At 57.0% G+C, this 15848-nt stretch carries 11 protein-coding genes (1 of these 11 only partly in view); 3 read left to right on the forward strand and 8 right to left on the reverse strand.

All coding sequences use genetic code 11. From position 1 onward, the window contains the following. On the reverse strand, positions 1-40 hold the 5' portion of the coding sequence (locus ACZ46I_RS03160; protein WP_464281404.1) for a M48 family metalloprotease. Its footprint begins 1283 nt before the window's first position; 40 of the gene's 1323 nt are visible here — the first part of the coding sequence; it begins with the start codon at positions 38-40; the stop codon falls past the left edge of the window. Beyond that, positions 33-305 carry a LapA family protein gene (locus tag ACZ46I_RS03165; protein ID WP_013504800.1) on the reverse strand — a complete coding sequence of 91 codons (273 nt, stop codon included), beginning with the start codon at positions 303-305 and terminating at the stop codon, positions 33-35. Before ACZ46I_RS03165 ends, ACZ46I_RS03160 begins: the two co-directional genes overlap by 8 nt. Before the next feature lie 505 nt (positions 306-810). Between ACZ46I_RS03165 and ACZ46I_RS03170 the strand changes: the two genes are divergently transcribed. Further along, positions 811-2793, forward strand: coding sequence for a methyl-accepting chemotaxis protein (locus tag ACZ46I_RS03170; protein ID WP_464281405.1), 1983 nt, complete (start codon positions 811-813; stop codon positions 2791-2793). Between the two features lie 81 nt (positions 2794-2874). On the opposite strand, the gene ACZ46I_RS03175 is transcribed toward ACZ46I_RS03170, so the two are convergent. From ACZ46I_RS03175 to ACZ46I_RS03200, 6 genes are all read right to left on the reverse strand, one after another. Beyond that, on the reverse strand, positions 2875-4728 hold the full coding sequence (locus ACZ46I_RS03175) for an SLC13 family permease (protein WP_464281406.1): 1854 nt from the start codon (positions 4726-4728) through the stop codon (positions 2875-2877). 86 nt (positions 4729-4814) lie between these two features. Next, the gene (locus tag ACZ46I_RS03180; protein WP_464281407.1) at positions 4815-6107 is read right to left on the reverse strand and encodes an MFS transporter; all 1293 of its coding nucleotides are present in this window, start codon (positions 6105-6107) and stop codon (positions 4815-4817) included. Positions 6108-6145: 38 nt separating this feature from the next. Then, entirely contained in the window at positions 6146-7594 is a 1449-nt protein-coding gene (locus tag ACZ46I_RS03185; RefSeq protein ID WP_464281408.1) for a type I restriction-modification system subunit M, read from the reverse strand. A 582-nt stretch (positions 7595-8176) separates the two neighbouring features. Next, positions 8177-8719, reverse strand: a complete 543-nt coding sequence (locus ACZ46I_RS03190) for a Fic/DOC family protein (RefSeq protein ID WP_464281409.1) — start codon at positions 8717-8719, stop codon at positions 8177-8179. Then, on the reverse strand, positions 8716-10047 hold the full coding sequence (locus tag ACZ46I_RS03195; RefSeq protein WP_464281835.1) for a restriction endonuclease subunit S: 1332 nt from the start codon (positions 10045-10047) through the stop codon (positions 8716-8718). The genes ACZ46I_RS03190 and ACZ46I_RS03195 overlap by 4 nt, the downstream gene beginning before the upstream one ends. Beyond that, the gene (locus tag ACZ46I_RS03200; RefSeq protein ID WP_464281410.1) at positions 10047-12809 is read right to left on the reverse strand and encodes a type I restriction endonuclease subunit R; all 2763 of its coding nucleotides are present in this window, start codon (positions 12807-12809) and stop codon (positions 10047-10049) included. Before ACZ46I_RS03200 ends, ACZ46I_RS03195 begins: the two co-directional genes overlap by 1 nt. Positions 12810-13282: 473 nt before the next feature. Here ACZ46I_RS03200 and ACZ46I_RS03205 point away from each other — a divergent pair, with 473 nt between their 5' ends. Continuing rightward, positions 13283-13792 carry a chemotaxis protein CheW gene (locus ACZ46I_RS03205; protein ID WP_464281411.1) on the forward strand — a complete coding sequence of 170 codons (510 nt, stop codon included), beginning with the start codon at positions 13283-13285 and terminating at the stop codon, positions 13790-13792. Between the two features lie 67 nt (positions 13793-13859). Next, a complete protein-coding gene (locus ACZ46I_RS03210) occupies positions 13860-15848 on the forward strand; it encodes a HAMP domain-containing methyl-accepting chemotaxis protein (RefSeq protein WP_464281412.1) in 1989 nt (662 codons plus the stop codon).

Genomic DNA, 15848 nt, shown 5'->3' on the forward strand with positions numbered 1-15848 from the left:
GGGGAAGGCAAACACTCATCTCACAGACACTTCTAGTCATCTTCTTTTTCCAGGTCTTCAAATTCCTGGGGCTCTTCGCGCCGCAGGCGCGCGCGGCCCATCAGCCATCCGGCAATAAAGCCAGCACCCAGAAAGAGTATGGCCCAGACCGCATGGGGCATGGTGATTTTGATAAAGAGCAGGCGGGTATCAACGGAGTGAATGTTCTGAAAGAGCACGATCACCAGCAGCAGGGCCGCTGCCCCCAGCCCGATGCGTTTGAGGGTCTTTACGTCAAGTTTCCTGAGATCAAACTTCCCATCCATGACTCACTCTCCTGTGCAAGAGGTTCTCAAGCCAAAATTCCTCTGAGACGCCCATCTCCTGGCGCACCTCCTACTATATGCCTGAAGGGCTTTCAGCGCAACAGCTTTGCATCGATACCCGAACCATCACCAGCAAGACCATCTGCAGCATACCAACTGCCTGGCCAGACAGGGAGGCAACCGCTCAGCGACTCCACATAAGCTCTTTCAAAAAATTATCTTACCAGAATGCGCTCGCCAGGCGATCAATGCTAAGCCACCTGAGACCACCACGTTGTTGCGCGAAAATGGTACGCATCGTATCATTAGTTCGATTTTTCTTTACCAAGAAGCGTTTTCCGCATAGAATTCCCATATGGCAAACAAGGCATGGAGCTGCCGCTTGAGCAACACCTCAGCCAGTGCTTCATCGCCTCGCCACTCCCCAGGGGCAGTGCCAACATCACACTGCCCTTTTTCAACGGCTTATCCAGCCTTGAGCAAAACTCCCGTAACGAGGCCCTTTATGTTTCAGAATCTTTCCATGCAATTGAAGTTCATGGCCAGCCTGATCGCCGTTGGCATCCTGGTGCTGGTTTCGGCAATCGTCTTTACCAGCTTTGAAAAAAAGCGCTATGTCGAGCAGCGTATCGCAGAAATCGCGGACGTGCTGCAGCAACAAGTAGAAGACAGCGTGCGCGACAAAGAGGAAAATACCCTTGGAATCGCCATTGCCCTGGCATCCAGCAGCAGCATCAAAGAGGGCATGATCCTGAACGAGCGGGCGGGGTTGCTCCAGGAGCTGCGTGAGCTCGCTCAGGTCTTTCGCGACGCAACCGAAGTCAATAACCTGCGCGTCCACCTGCACGACGAGCGCGGCTACACAATTCTGAGAACCTTCCGACCCGATCTCTTTGGTGACGACCTGACCTCGTTTCGCTCAACCGCCCAGCGCATTCGCACAGAGCAGAAGCCCTTCACGGCCCTGGAGCCGGGAGCCAGCGAGGTGACCCTGCGCGCCATGGCTCCGGTTTTCAATTATGGGAGCTACATCGGCGCCGTGGAAATATCCACTGGATTTGGCAGCGTCAGTCGAGACTTTCTGTCCCGTGGCGACCGCTACATTGTGCTGCTGAACGAGCGCGCTCTTCAGGTGAGTACCGGGCTGAGAAACAATCAGAAAATCGGCCCCTTTGTGGTGGCCAACGATACCTGGTTCTGCGCTGAGACGATCGCCTTTGCCCAGAAAGTCGATTATCAGTTTCTCCAGCAACACGGGTACGCCTTTACTGACGAGTATTTTGTCACTTTTGCTCCCCTCACTGACTACACCGGTACACTGATCGGCATGCAGCTGGTGGGGCAGCCCCTGGAAGTATTTAACGCCGCCTTTGAATCATCGGATCGCATTAAGAACTCCCTGATGATGGCCATGATCGCGGCGGTCGTTATCATGATCGCAGTCGTATACCTGTTGCTAAAATCTGTCATCGCCCCTCCCATACAGCGCACGGTTCAGGTCGCCAGCACCATCGCCAGGGGGGATTTCCGCCAGGAGGTTCCCGTACTCTCCCGCGATGAAATAGGCCAGCTGGCTGACGCCTTCAACACGATGAGCGAGCAGCTCAGTGGCACCCTGAGTGAAATCAACATGGCCGTCTCTTCCGTCTCATCCAGCTCCGAAGAGCTCTCGGCCACTGCTTCCCAGCTCGCCCAGGGCGCCGACAACCAGTCCCAGAGTACCGGGGAGCTGGCAGTTGCTGTCAACGAAATGCACGCCACCGTTGAGCAGATCGCCCAGAATATCCACCAGACTTCCGACCGGGCCCAGAATGCCAGTGAGGCATCCCTGGAAGGTCGCAAGGCCGTTCTGGCTGCCGTGCAGAAAATGGACGAAATCGCCGGCAACGTTGCCGACTCTTCCCGGGTGATACAGTCACTGGGTGCAACCGTAGGGGAAATCGGAAAAATCACAGGCGTCATAGACGAAATAGCCGACCAGACGAATCTCCTGGCCCTCAACGCTGCCATTGAAGCCGCACGGGCCGGGGAGTCCGGCAGAGGGTTTGCCGTAGTCGCCGATGAAGTGCGCAAACTGGCGGAGCGAACCCAGGACGCCACCGGCGAAATCAACACCATGATTCAAGGCCTGCAGAGGCAGGCATCCTCGGCGGTCACCAGCATTGAAGCCAGTGTACGCAACGTGGAAACCGGCACCCAGACGGCCCGCCAGGCAGGACAGAAACTGGACGAAATTGCGGCGCTGACCCAGGAAATGGCCGACATGATTGCCCAGATTGCCGCAGCAGCTCAGCAGCAGGCCGCCACCACCAATCAGATCGCCGGCAGCGTCGAAGGCATCCGGGGCATCACCGAGGAAAACGCTCACCAGGCAGCCGCCATCTCCCAGGCAGCCGCTGACCTGAGCCGCATCGCTGAAGATCTCAGCTCCCAGACATCGCGCTTCCGCCTCAAAGGCGAATCCAACCGCCCGTGGCTTCCCGCCTGAGCACACAGAGCACCACGTCAGAAGGGGGTTGCGCGTAAAACGCGCAACCCCCTTTTCTCTATGCCCCTGCGGGGGAAAAAATCATACCAGCGGCCACACCCACAGGATCATGGGCACCCCGACCGCCACCACCAGGATTTCCATGGGCAGGCCCAGGCGCCAGTAGTCGCCGAAGCGAAATCCTCCCGGCCCCAGGATCAGGGTATTGTTCTGGTGACCGATGGGCGTCAGGAACGAACAGGATGCCCCCACCGCCACCGCCATCAGGTAAGTATCCGCATTCACGCCAAGCTGCAGGGCCGTACTGATGGCAATCTGGCACATCACCGCAGCCGTGGCCGCGTTGTTCATAAAGTCCGACAGGGTCATGGTCACCACCAGAAGAACCACCACCGCCGCAACGGCACTGCCACGGGCAATATTTTCCAGCAGCAGCCCCGCCAGCATATCAGCAGCCCCCGTGTCGGCCATGGCTCCGGCAACGGGAATCATGGCCCCCAGCAGAACGATTACCGTCCAGTCGATGGAGTTATACACCGAGCGCAGGGGTACAATGCGCAGCGCCATAAACGCCAGCATACCCGCCGCAAAGGAGATGGCCGCTGGCAGCAGCCCAAAAGCGGCCCCAGCAACCGCCGCCGCCATGACCAACATGGCGATGGTCGCCTTGCGCTTATCGGGAATATCGATGGAACGCTGGGCCAAAGGCACGCCACTGATCTCACTGGCAAAGGCTGACAGAGCTTCAGGCCGCCCCTGCATCAGCAGAACATCGCCGGACTGCACTGGAGTTGAACGCAGGCGCCGGATAGTCCGGCTACCCTGACGGGCAATAGCCAGCAGATTCAAACCGTAACGGGTGCGAATCTGTACGTCGCTGGCGCTGCGACCCACCATGGCAGAGTGTGGCATAATCACCAGCTCCTGCAGGACAATTTCGTCGTCCTCTTTGCCGCGCTGCTCCTTTTCGCCATTCCCGGCATCACTCTCCTGTGTCGAGGCCTCCTGGAGGACAGCTTCTTCATCACCTTCGTCACGGTCGACCGCCACCGCTTCCTCAAGCTGCAGCCCAGTGCCTGAGAGGGCCGCAGAGAGGGATTCCGGGTCCGCTTCGATAATCAGGATATCCCCTGCCCGCAACAACTGACGCATATTGGGGGCCGTGACGCGGTACTCATTGCGCACCAGGGCCACAATCTGGGCATCGGCCTCTTCCAGCTGCGCCTCTATCTCCTCCAGGGTCTTGCCCGCCGCCTTGCTCTTCTCCTCCACCCGCACCTCGGTGAAGTAGGTGCTCGTCTCAAAGCTGTCACCACCAGCCTGCTGACGACGAGGCACCAGCCTCCAGCCAATCAGGGCGATAAACACAATTCCGGTGAGGGCCACCACGCCTCCCACCGCAGAAAAATCGAACATGCTGAAACTGCCGGAGCCATTCTCGGCACGGAAGCCGGAAACCAGCAGGTTGGGCGGCGTCCCGATCAGGGTGGTCATGCCTCCCAGAATGGTTCCAAAAGCCAGGGGCATGAGCACGCGCCCCGGAGGAATCTCCAGCCGCCGCGCCAGCTGAACCGCAATGGGCATCAGCAAGGCCAGGGCCCCCACATTATTCATGAAAGCCGACAGAACTGCCCCCACCGTGGTCAGGGCCGCAATGGCTTCAATGGGTCCGGGATTAGAAGGCAGCATGCGCTGAGCCAGGGCATCCACTGCCCCCGTCAACTGCAGGCCTCGGCTGAGCACCAGTACGCAGGCGACCGTGATCACCGCCGGATGACCAAAACCGCTGAAAGCCTCGGCACTGGGAACCAGCCCCACCAGCACACAAGCCAGCAAAGCACCTCCAGCCACCATATCGTGACGCCAGCGCCCCCAGAGAAACATCGCCAGGGTGCCGGCAAGAATACTCAGAATAAACCACTGCTCCGTTGGCACTTTCACTCTCCCCATAGGAAATGAACCGCAGCTGCACGGTGTCTCTCTCAATCAGTCGTCAATGGAAAACAGTGCTCGCAGAGAGTCTATACCTCCCGAAGCTGCGCTGTCATGAGGGTCCCCAGCACGCCCATCACCCCAAGGAAAATCACCACCGCACTGACCGAAAGCAGGGAAACCAGCGCCGTCAGCCCACCCATCACCAGCAGCAGGACACCAATCAAAGTGTTGCTGACCGCCGTGTAATCAGTGCGCTTGTTGCCACCGGCCATATCCACCAGGTAGGTCTTGCGCCCCAGCCGGATACCAGCATGGGCGATACTGAGCACCAGAAAGGCCGCCGGATAGAACCACACCAGTGCCGAAGGCTCCTGCGCCCCCAGGCTCACGGCACCCACCAGCAGGCTGACAGCACTGGCCATGATCCCGCCCCACAGCATCACGCGACGGCTCGACTGATCGGCCATCAGGCCCCAGATCAGAGCACTGACCGCGCTCCCCAGACTACTGGCCACCATGAACACCCCCAGCAGCCAGGCCCCCGGACTCTGCTGCTGGGCCAGCACCACCAGGTAGGGTGCCACCAGAGCCGAGCTGAGCAGCAGGCCACGGGCGATGACAAAACGTCGAAAAAGCAGGTCGCCGCGCACCAGGCGCAGATTTCCGAAAGCCTCCCCCAGGGCGTTCACTCCCCCGCCCGTCTCCCCCGGCTGTTCATCAATACAGGCAAAGAGCCAACCAGCCAGTATCCACAGAACCGCCGCCACCACCAGCAGGGTCAGGTAAAACGTCAGAGACGGCTCCCCCTGATCACGAAAGAGCAGCAGGCTGAAAAGAACAACCAAAAGTCCGCTGACCGTGGTGGCGATCCCCGTCAGACGGCCCCGCCGCCCTTTGGGAATGGTCTTGCCCAGCACATCCTTCTGGGCCACCGAACAGAAGCCCCTCGCCAGGGAAAAAGCCACCAGACAGGCCAGAATGGACAGACCGGCCCACAGACCACTGAGCAGCCACACACTGGCAGCCATACCCAGCACACAGAGGGCCTGCCCCAGACTCCCCGCCACCCAGAAAAACTTGCGCACCGGTCTGCGCCGCATCCAGGCACCAATCACAATCTGAGGAACCATGGAGCCCGACTCCCGCACCGGCACCAGCCAGGCCACCAGCCCCGGAGCACCCACCGCGCCCAGCAACCAGGCCAGCACGGTTTTGGGATTGATCAACAGATCACCCAGGGACGTCATCACCTGACTGATCAGCTGCAGAAAGAAGTTGCGAGGCACCTCACGACAGGCGCTCTCGGGAAGATCACGACAGGCGCGAGCCTCCTCCTCGTGGTTTATCAGCAGCCGGTATATATCCTGTTTGGGAAACATGGAACTCCCTCTCAATGAAAAATGGCCCAAAATCCCGTCTAGACTTCCTCCACCTCGCCTGCCAGTTCCGCACTCACACTGCGAAACTGCTCCAAAGCCGCCTCCAGATTTTCTACAATCTCGCTGGCCAGCACATCCGGCTCCGGCAGGCTGTCCATATCTTCCAGGCTGTCATCCTTGAGCCAGAAAATATCCAGATTCAGCTTGTCGCGCTGGGCCAGCTCTTCATAGGAGAAGCAGCGAAAGCGCTCACTTTCTTTGCGCTCCTGGTAGCAGCGGATAAAGTCATCGAAATCACCCTGCACCAGCCGCTTGGTTTTCAGTGTCTTGTGAACATTGGTGCGGTAATCGTACACCCACAGCTCCCTGGTCTGCACCTCGCGGGAAGCAGGCCGCTTGTCGAAAAAGAGCACGTTGGCCTTCACGCCAGGGCTGTACCATATTCCCGTGGGAAGGCGCAGCAGGGTGTGGAAATTGAAACCCTCCAGCAGGCGCTTGCGAATTCCCTCGCCCGCGCGGCCAGCCTCAAACAGCACATTGTCCGGCAATACCACCCCGGCGCGGCCACGGGTATCCAGAATCGTCATGATGTGCTGCAGGAAGTTGAACTGCTTGTTGGACGTGGTGAACTTGAAGTCCTCCCGCTCATAGCTCTCCCGCTCGGAAGTCACCGAACCATCCTCACCCACCACCTTGTAGCTGGACTTCTTGCCAAAGGGCGGATTGGTCAGCACCACGTCATAGCGCTGCGCAGGCGCGGCAGCCAAGGCATCGCGCTGCTCAACAGGGCTGCCCCCATTGCCGATACCGTGCAGATAGAGGTTCATGGCACACAGGCGCACCACCTCATCCACAATATCCACCCCGTGCAAGGCACTGTGGCGCAACTCCCGCAGCATTTCCCGGTCATGACTCTGGGTCTTCATATAATCGTAGGCCGCCAGCAAAAAGCCTCCCGTGCCACAGGCCGGATCGCAAACCGTTTCACCAATCCGTGGATTCACACACCTGACAATGGCATCAATCACCGGGCGCGGCGTGAAATACTGCCCCGCACCAGACTTGACCTCCGACGCATTGCGCTCCAGCAACCCCTCGTAAATCTCACCCTTCACATCAACCTGCATGCCAATCCACGGCCCCTCCGTGTCAATCAGGCTGACAATTCGCTTGAGTTTGGCCGGATCGGAGAGCTTGTTCTGGGACTTGCGGAATATGGTGCCAATCAGCCCATCCTCGCGGGCCAGCGCCTCCAGCGTATGGCGATACTGCAGCTCCAGCTCGTCACCATCCCGCTTCACCAGCTCTACCCAGTTCCACTTCGAGGGAATGGCAGAGCCTTCACCCAGTAACTCCACCCGCTCCTGATCCATCTTCAGGAAGAGCAGGTAGGTGATCTGTTCAATGTAATCGCCGTAAGAAATACCCTGATCACGCAGGACATGGGCGTAGTTCCATACTTTGGCGACAAGTTGCTCATTGGTCACGGGGATATCCTCACTTGTTGTATAATCGCTGCTGACGGGACAGAAAATTCGTCACAGACAAAGGCAGGACAGAAGCAGCCGACAAAGACCCCAGATGAAAGTACCTTCGCTTCTCTCTCGTCTTCCTGCCGCTGTCTGCGTCAATCGGCGTAATCAGCGGAAAAATTCTTTATGGGAAAGCGCAACAGAAAAAGAGGCTCTCACACAAAGTCCGCCAAGGCACCAAGAACAGCCAAAACTCATACCCCTCGCCCGTTCGCTGCCCTCACTCAGGTCGCAAAGAACGCTAAGTAAAGGCAAGGTAACGTTGGTCACGAGCATATCCTCATTTGTTGTATAAGCGCTGCTGACAGGACAGAAAAATTCGCCACAGGCTGGCCAGATTCTTCAGCAGCCTGTTAGAATTTGCAGTATAATCGTTTGTTATGAAAAAGAACTCACTCCTCACTTCCAATGCATACCTGAAAAACAGCACCAGCCGAGATAAACTCCTGCGGCGCACGGTGTTAACTTCCAGTGCTGTCGAAGGCGTGGGCCGACCAGCAGCGCGAGCGCTGGGCATGGAAGCAAAACGCTCAACACCTACTCCCCCCGAAGTGACCACTCCAGAACCGTCCTGAAGACAGCTTCCATCGGCACATAATCATACCCCATGCCAGACCGCACCGCAGCAAAATAGCGCTGCCGGAAGCGCCCCTTGATACATCCAAAATCAAGGGGCGGCAACCCTGCCTGCAGACCCATGAGGACGGACAGCATCCTGGCAAGCCTTCCGTTACCCTCCCGAAATGGATGGATCAACACCAGCTCCGTATGCGCCACTGCCATGGCAAAAGGAAAGCCATCTTTACTGATATTTACGGAACGATACATGCCCGCCCACTCGTAAGTAGCTCCCAGCCAGACCTCATGCATCGTGCAAATATCCGCCGCCGTAAATCGATGCTCTCTCGTATACATTTCCAGGAACTCATTCAGCGCGCGAAATTGCTCACGGGCCTCTATCTCATCCATCTTCCGCCTGGAAGTTACTCCAATCTTGTTTTGCAGCACCCGGCCACGGGAACCTGGCTCATAGCTGTCTTCAATGGAACCGCTGGTGTTGTAGCGCCCACTCTTCTTCATATCGTTCTCTTGCCTTTCGGCGCAGCCTCACGGCTAGCGCGAATACGGGCCAGCAAGTCGCTGGCCGGTTCATCGCTGGGGTCTTGGGGAACCAGGCGACCAGCAAAGGCATCCTTGAGAATGGACTGACGCAGGGCAGCAGAGCGCTCTAGTTGAACCTCAATTTTTCGACATATAACCTCTTGTGAAGACAGGGATTCCTTTACGCGCTTTACTATTTCATTTTGTTCATCTAAACAAGGAAGCAGGAGATTAACATCCCTTATATTCTGTAAATTTAGGCCAGGCTTACCAGCACCGTATGCGTATGTTTCAAGCTGTTTTCTGCCTCCAGCCTCTGCAATCACGAACCAATAGAGGTATTCAGGATTAACTGTTTTAGCCGGGCGAAACAACGCCACATGCTGGCTTACATAGGCGGTACCCAACTCCTTATCCACAAGGGCTGACTTTGTGACATTGGCGCCTGTGATCGTTATAAGCAAATCGCCTTTATTTACCCTGGTTCTTGTGCCCTCAGATTTTGTTGGTAATGCCACATAGGCAATATCCCCAAGATCAAGTCGATCATACTTCAGGTTTTGGGCACGTATAAAAACGTCACCGCAGTCAGAATAGAATTTAGCCCATCCTCTTGAGCCTGATGTTAAGTAGTCAGCTAAAGCCCCAAGTGTCGCTCTCTCCCACTTGTAATCACCTTTTTGATTGCGCCAGTCGGCGGTGAGCTGCCCGGTGACTGCGGCTTTGAGCACGGACTGGCGGTAGCGGGTCAACAGTTTCTGCACACCCCGCAACGCAGCTTCGCCTTTATCCAGGCGGGCAAAGAGCGTTTCAATCTTCTCGACAATGCGATGTTGCTCGTTGAGGGGAGGGAGAAGTGTAGAAATTTGCTTTACCCGACTCAATGGCAGTGATGGCATATTGCCGCCATGTGCGAGGTTAGCCGCATCAACTGTTTTTAAAAAAAAGTAAAGCCAGTCTGGCGAGGTAGCAGGTGAAGCAGAAACAGTTGCTATATGACTTACAACATAACTATCCTGGCCCAAAACGGCCCTCTGGTTAAGAAGTGTCGATGCGCCACTTTTCGTTAAGAGCACGGTGCCTTTTGGGAATAATTTCAGGCCGGAGGAACTAGCCTTACTTACCTTATCTGAAGTTTGCTTCAGCACTTTCCGTCCAGATAGGCGTCCCATATCTTGCACTCGAACAAAAGGGGTACCATGAGGTGAGAACTTATCTTTCCCTTGTGGGGCCGGGTTACCAGCACCAACTTCGGCAATATCACTGAGCAGCACGCATGTCCAACCGCTTGGTAAAAAACTCTCCATCACGCTACCAATGCCTCCTGCAGTTCTGCCAGCATTTCACTGAGTTCACTTCCCAATACCTGGCGGGCGCGCAGGATGCCGCCACGGTCGGCGAATCCTGGGGCTTCCATGAAGTCGCGGGAGGATATTTCGGCGTTGGCGGCAATGTAGGCGGCGATGGCCCGCAGCCACTCTTCCTGTTCGGCGCTGTACTGGCGTCCAGCTTTCTTTTCCCGGCCCAGCCACAGGTTGAAGCGGCGCTCCACAACGCTGCCGAATGGTTCCAGGGTTTCGCTTTGGCCGAGGGTATAGCGCACCAGGCTGACGATTTCGGTGAGCTGTTCATCGACGGGCGCGCCGCGCACTTTGCTGGCTTCCAGGCGTTTGTAGGCTTGCCAGACGTTGGCGGTGGTGAGGTAGTGGGGTGGGTCGGTAAGGCGCTGGGCCAGTTCGCGGATGGCGGCGTAGGTCAGGCGCTGCTGGCCGAGGGGTTGGTTATAGATAATCTGCAGGGCGGTGAGTTCGTCCCGATTGGCTTCAATAAACTGTTTAAAGCTCTGAACGGTCTGCCTGGCTATTTCTTCGTCAAATCCGGCGTGTTCCAGCTGGTCGGTGGTGATTTCGTCAATGACGATATCGCTTTTGCGTTTAATGTCCTTGAGCAGGTTGCGCAGTTCGGGTTTGTCGAAGGGGCGGCAGGCGTGGTCAGCCAGGGTTTGAAGAACCTGCTGCTCCTGCTGGGGCGTGGGGGCGCTGCCGTGCCGTTGGCGTATGGTGGCTTGCTGCTGGTCGGGGTCAATGGCGTCCAGCAGGGTGTTGGCGAGGTCGCGGGGCGTCTGGCCGCCGGTGGTTTGGGCGATGCGGCTGCGGTCTTCGTTACTGAGTTTGCGGTCAAGGGCGGCGAGGCGAGCGGCCAGGGAGGAGAGGGCGTCCTCGTCGCGGCGACCCATGGCAATTTGCTCCAGCAGTTTATCAAAGCTGACGCCGTGTTTACGCTCCAGGGGTTGGCTGGCGTTTTTTTTGGTTTCCGAGACGCCAACGGCATCGATGAGGATAAAGCGGGTTTTGGTTTTTGCGTCGGGGGTTACCTGCTGCAGATCGGCGTCGGGGATGGTGCGCACGCCCCGGCCTTTCATCTGCTCGTAGTAGCCTTCCGATTTGACGTCGCGCATGAAGATGAGCACTTCCACGGGTTTGATGTCGGTGCCGGTGGCGATCATGTCCACGGTGACGGCGACGCGGGGGAAGGGGTCAACGCGGAAGGCTTTGATCAGAGCCTTGGGGTCTTCGCCGGTGTTGCGATAGGTGATTTTCTTGGCGAAGTCGTTTCCTTCGCCAAATACTTCACGCGCGGCGTGGACGATCTCTTCGGCGTGGTTGTCATCTTTGGCGAAAATCAGGGTTTTGGGCAGCCACTGTCCGGTGCGGTCGGGGAAGAGTTCGGTGAAGACGCGTTCCCGGTAGGTTTGCAGTACGGTGCGTATCTGGTTGGGATTGACTACGGAGCGGTCAAGCTCTCTGGCGGTGTACTCCAGGTCGGCGTCCAGGGTTTCATAGCGCAGTTTGCGGGTGCGTTTGTCGCGCACGGGAATCTGGAAGCCGGTTTCGTCGGTTTCCACTTTGCCGCCTTTTTCCGTAACGCGGGTGCGGATGCGATAGACTTCGTAACCCACGTTGACGCCATCGGCCACCGAGCGTTCATAGGGATACTCGGCCACCAGGTTCTGGTTGAAAAAGCCCAGGGTGTGTTTGGAGGGGGTGGCGGTGAGGCCGATGATGGAGGCATCGAAGTACTCCAGCACCTGCCGCCACAGCCCGTAGATGGAGCGGTGGCATTCGTCGGTGACAATGAAATCGAAGGTTTCAATGGGGATTTCGGGATTGTAGTTCAGGGGTGGGATTTCGCCTTCATGGCTGGTCCACTGTTCAAAAGCCGAGGACTCTTCGGCCTCCACATCCAATTCTTTACCCCGCAGCATGGAATAGAGGCGCTGAATGGTGGTGATGACTACCTTGGCGTCGGGGTCTATGCGGTGCCCTTGCAGGTGCTGGACGATATAGGTGTCGGTGAAGCGATTGGCGGCACCAATGGGCTGAAAGTCCTGGTACTCCCGCAAGGTCTGGGTGCCAAGGTTATTGCGATCCACCAGAAAGAGAATGCGCCTGGCCCCGGCGTACTTGATGAGGCGATAGGAGAAGGAACAGGCGGTGAAGGTTTTACCAGCGCCGGTGGCCAGCTGAATAAGAGCGCGGGGTTTGTCTTCGGCCAGGGACTGTTCCAGGCCACGGATAGCCTCTATCTGGCAGTCCCGCAGGCCTCTGGTTTCCAGGGATGGCAGAGTGCGCAGGCGTGAGCGCAGGGTATCGGGCTGCATCAACCACTGGTGCAGGGTTTCGGGACGGTGAAAGGCGAAAAGTCGACGGGAACGGGCCTTGGGGTCGCGCATGCTGCGAAAGTAGGTCTCTTCACCAGTGCTTTCGTAGTCGTAGACCAGAAAAGAGTCCCAGGACGCCAGGTGCTGGGGCAACCCGGTCATATATCTGGCCGATTGCTCCGCAACCAGGCTCAGGGTGACTCCCACCCTCTTGGCCTCAATCACACCGGCGGCACGGCCATCGATAAAGAGCAGGTAGTCGCAGAAGCCACCGGACAATGGAAACTCACGCACGGCTACTCCCAGGGCAGCGGTGCGGTCAAAGGCTTCCCGACTCTGCAGTACCCAACCGGCGTCGATCAGCAGTTGGTCTATGGTTCCTCTGGCCTGATCTTCGGGGTTCTGCATAGGGTATCCTGCTCTTTCTGCCTTTCTTTGTGTATAGGGGTCTTTTCTTGCGCAGAACGTCATCAGGAGCACTCTCCCAGATACTGCGCAACCACACTTTAGCATACCGTGGACTAGCAGTGATCAATTTTCTCCTGCCAGGTGGTCACCAATCAAATCTCACCTAAAACGGTCAAATCTGCTTGACTGGCCAGAATCATTGACAGCCACAACACCTCATTATGTAAGCGATTGCGCCCAGCAACCCTGTGCAGGTCAACGATACTTGACACTGCAGCTTATCGCCATATGTCTACAAAATAGCCGATTACAAAAACACCACCCCTGGCAACTGACTTGCAACAAATGGCACCGCATGGAGTGTTCACAGGAGATCATTACTGATAGCAAATCACGGTATCGCATCAGATCAGCACAAAAAGCAAAAGAGTAGCCACCGGACACTATGAGCAAGCCAAGACAAAGGAGAAGCCATGACCGAAAGAGGCCACCCGGATTCCAACGGGAATCAACACGAGATCATCGAATTTCAACTGCACCACCACGACGCCAGCGGAGCAGCCGCTACCGTGCACTATGGCATCAATGTCTGCCATGTGCGGGAAATCATAAAGGTTCCCGCCACCACCAACTACCCCAACTCCCACCCCAGTGTACTGGGTATCTTCAACCTGCGGGAGCACATTATCCCCCTGATCGACCTGGCCCGATTTCTGCGCGCCCGGACCGATTCTCCCCTTGAGCAAAAACGAGTCATTGTCACCCAGTTCCAGGACAAGTTCCACGGCTTCCTGGTGGACAATGTGAACCGCATCTACCAGATTGACTCCAGCAGCATGGAGTCAACCGAGAGCATTTCCCAAAGCTACGCCAGGGACTGTGTTCAATCCGTGGTCCGCATGAAAGACCGTCTGATTCTCATGCTGGACTTTCAGAAAATCATCGCCAATAACGACTTTGCTGCAGAAGCTGGAAACTTCTGATCAGCGCTTGCTCGTAATAATACCTTTCTATCGACCATAATGAGAAACGTACAACAAGGTGACTACCATGAAGAACTTACCCATGAGTGTAAAATTAGGCGGCGGCTTTGGCATTATACTTCTGATCACGATAGTGATTGGAGTCATTGGATACACGGCCCTTCACACCGTGCAAAGCGCCGCCGACCGCAGCATCGCCATGAACCAGGCTGCCAATGAAGCTTTGCAGGCGGTGGAAGACATCCAGCTCTTTATCCGAACCGAGTGGCCAGCCTATGCCCAGGAAGCCGAGCAGACCCTGAGCCGCATGCAAACAGAACTAAAAAAGCTCCTGCAGGAGGGTGACTCCGATCGCCTGCGCACTGCACTGGAGGAAACAGAGAATGTGGTACGTGCCTTTGGCGAGTACCAGCAGATAGTTGGCAAAAAGAACGCCTCCTTCAATTCGCTGGGAGAAGCTGCCGGACGCCTGCGCCGCGAAGCCCAGGAAATCAGTGACCACCTGCTGCCAACCGTGACTCAGCTGCTGGCTGCCACCAACAACCCGGCCCAGATTCGCGAGCTCTTGGAAACCGTACACATTCAGGGGCAACTGGTGGAGAACATCTACCGCATGCGCTTCAATGTGGAACGCTACGATAACCGCCAGGATGAAGCTTTCCTGAATGAGACCTACGCAGTAATTCAAGAAGTATTCGGAAATTTTGATGCCCTGCTGAGCTGGTCCCAGCGCAATAACATCAACAGTGTTCTGCTGGCCCAGATGGAAAGCTCACGCCAGCTGGCCAGCCAGTATCGACAGGCACTGGAAAGCTGGGCCAGCCAGATTGAACAGTTGAATACCCTCTACACCAGCCTGCGTCAGGATGTGCGGGATGTTTCCCAGGCCATGTCGGAAGCGCTTGTGATGGTGGATGAACACATGGATCGGGAGGTGGAAAAAGCGGACCGCATTCTGTTTTTCGGCATCATTACCGCCATCGCCCTGGGAGTCGCGCTGGCAACCCAGATCACCCGCATGATTGTGCGTCCCGTGCGTGAAACCATGGCTTTTGCCTCAGAAATTGCCGACGGAAACCTTGATGCCACCCTGGCCCTGCACCAGCGGGATGAAATCGGCCAGATGGCCAATGCCCTCAATGCCATGGTGCGAAGCCTGCGGGAGATCGTCACCAACATCCGCCAATCCGCCGATGGAGTAGCCTCGGCCAGCGAACAGCTCAGCAGCTCATCAACCCAGATGAGTGCGGGGATGAACATGCAGGCGGAAAGCGTTTCCCAGATCGCATCGGCAACTCTGCAAATGTCCCAGACCGTCAATGAAATTACAAAAAATATCGCCAATATCCAGGAAAGCTCCGTTGATGCCCTCAGCCAGGCCCGCAAAGGGGGACAAACCGTTCTGCAGTCAACCCGTGAAATGGAAGCCATTGCCCGTCAGGCCGAGGAAGCCTCAGAAGCAGCCAAGTCACTGGAAGAGAAAGCCGCCCGCGTGGAAGAAGTGATCCAGGTTATTAATGACATTGCCGACCAGACGAACCTGCTGGCCCTGAACGCCGCCATTGAAGCGGCCCGGGCTGGCGATGCGGGACGCGGATTTGCCGTGGTGGCTGATGAAGTGCGCAAACTGGCCGAGCGCAGCACCGAGTCCACCGAGGAAATTATCAGCATCGTGCAGAGCATCCAGGGTGGTGTGAATCAGGTTACTGGAGCCATGGATACAGTGAACAGCAAGGCCCAGAGTGGCAATCAGCTGGCCCAGCAGACCGACACGGCCTTTGGAGAAATCCTGGAAGGCATGGAGAGTCTGCAGCAGCTCATCGAACAGAACGCTGCAGCCATGGAAGAGATGTCCACCGCCGCCGATCAGATCAGTGGGGATATCCAGAACATTTCCGCTGCTTCGGAAGAAACAGCCCAGGCATCGGAAGAAGTTGGCCACGCCTCCAGCGACCTGGCGCGGCTGGCCGTGGATGTACAGGATCATCTCAGTGTATTTCGCACCCAGGACATGGGCGGACGGGAAAAGGCCCTCGGACTTGCCCCCGCACGGTAA

This window comes from Desulfurispirillum alkaliphilum, assembly GCF_055378285.1.

Bases quoted from the DNA above. Each gene is read 5' to 3' on its own strand.
- ACZ46I_RS03165 (WP_013504800.1), bottom strand. From the start codon at position 305: ATGGATGGGAAGTTTGATCTCAGGAAACTTGACGTAAAGACCCTCAAA.
- ACZ46I_RS03170 (WP_464281405.1), top strand. From the start codon at position 811: ATGTTTCAGAATCTTTCCATGCAATTGAAGTTCATGGCCAGCCTGATC.
- ACZ46I_RS03180 (WP_464281407.1), bottom strand. From the start codon at position 6,107: ATGTTTCCCAAACAGGATATATACCGGCTGCTGATAAACCACGAGGAG.
- ACZ46I_RS03190 (WP_464281409.1), bottom strand. From the start codon at position 8,719: ATGAAGAAGAGTGGGCGCTACAACACCAGCGGTTCCATTGAAGACAGC.
- ACZ46I_RS03195 (WP_464281835.1), bottom strand. From the start codon at position 10,047: ATGGAGAGTTTTTTACCAAGCGGTTGGACATGCGTGCTGCTCAGTGAT.
- ACZ46I_RS03200 (WP_464281410.1), bottom strand. From the start codon at position 12,809: ATGCAGAACCCCGAAGATCAGGCCAGAGGAACCATAGACCAACTGCTG.
- ACZ46I_RS03205 (WP_464281411.1), top strand. From the start codon at position 13,283: ATGACCGAAAGAGGCCACCCGGATTCCAACGGGAATCAACACGAGATC.
- ACZ46I_RS03210 (WP_464281412.1), top strand. From the start codon at position 13,860: ATGAAGAACTTACCCATGAGTGTAAAATTAGGCGGCGGCTTTGGCATT.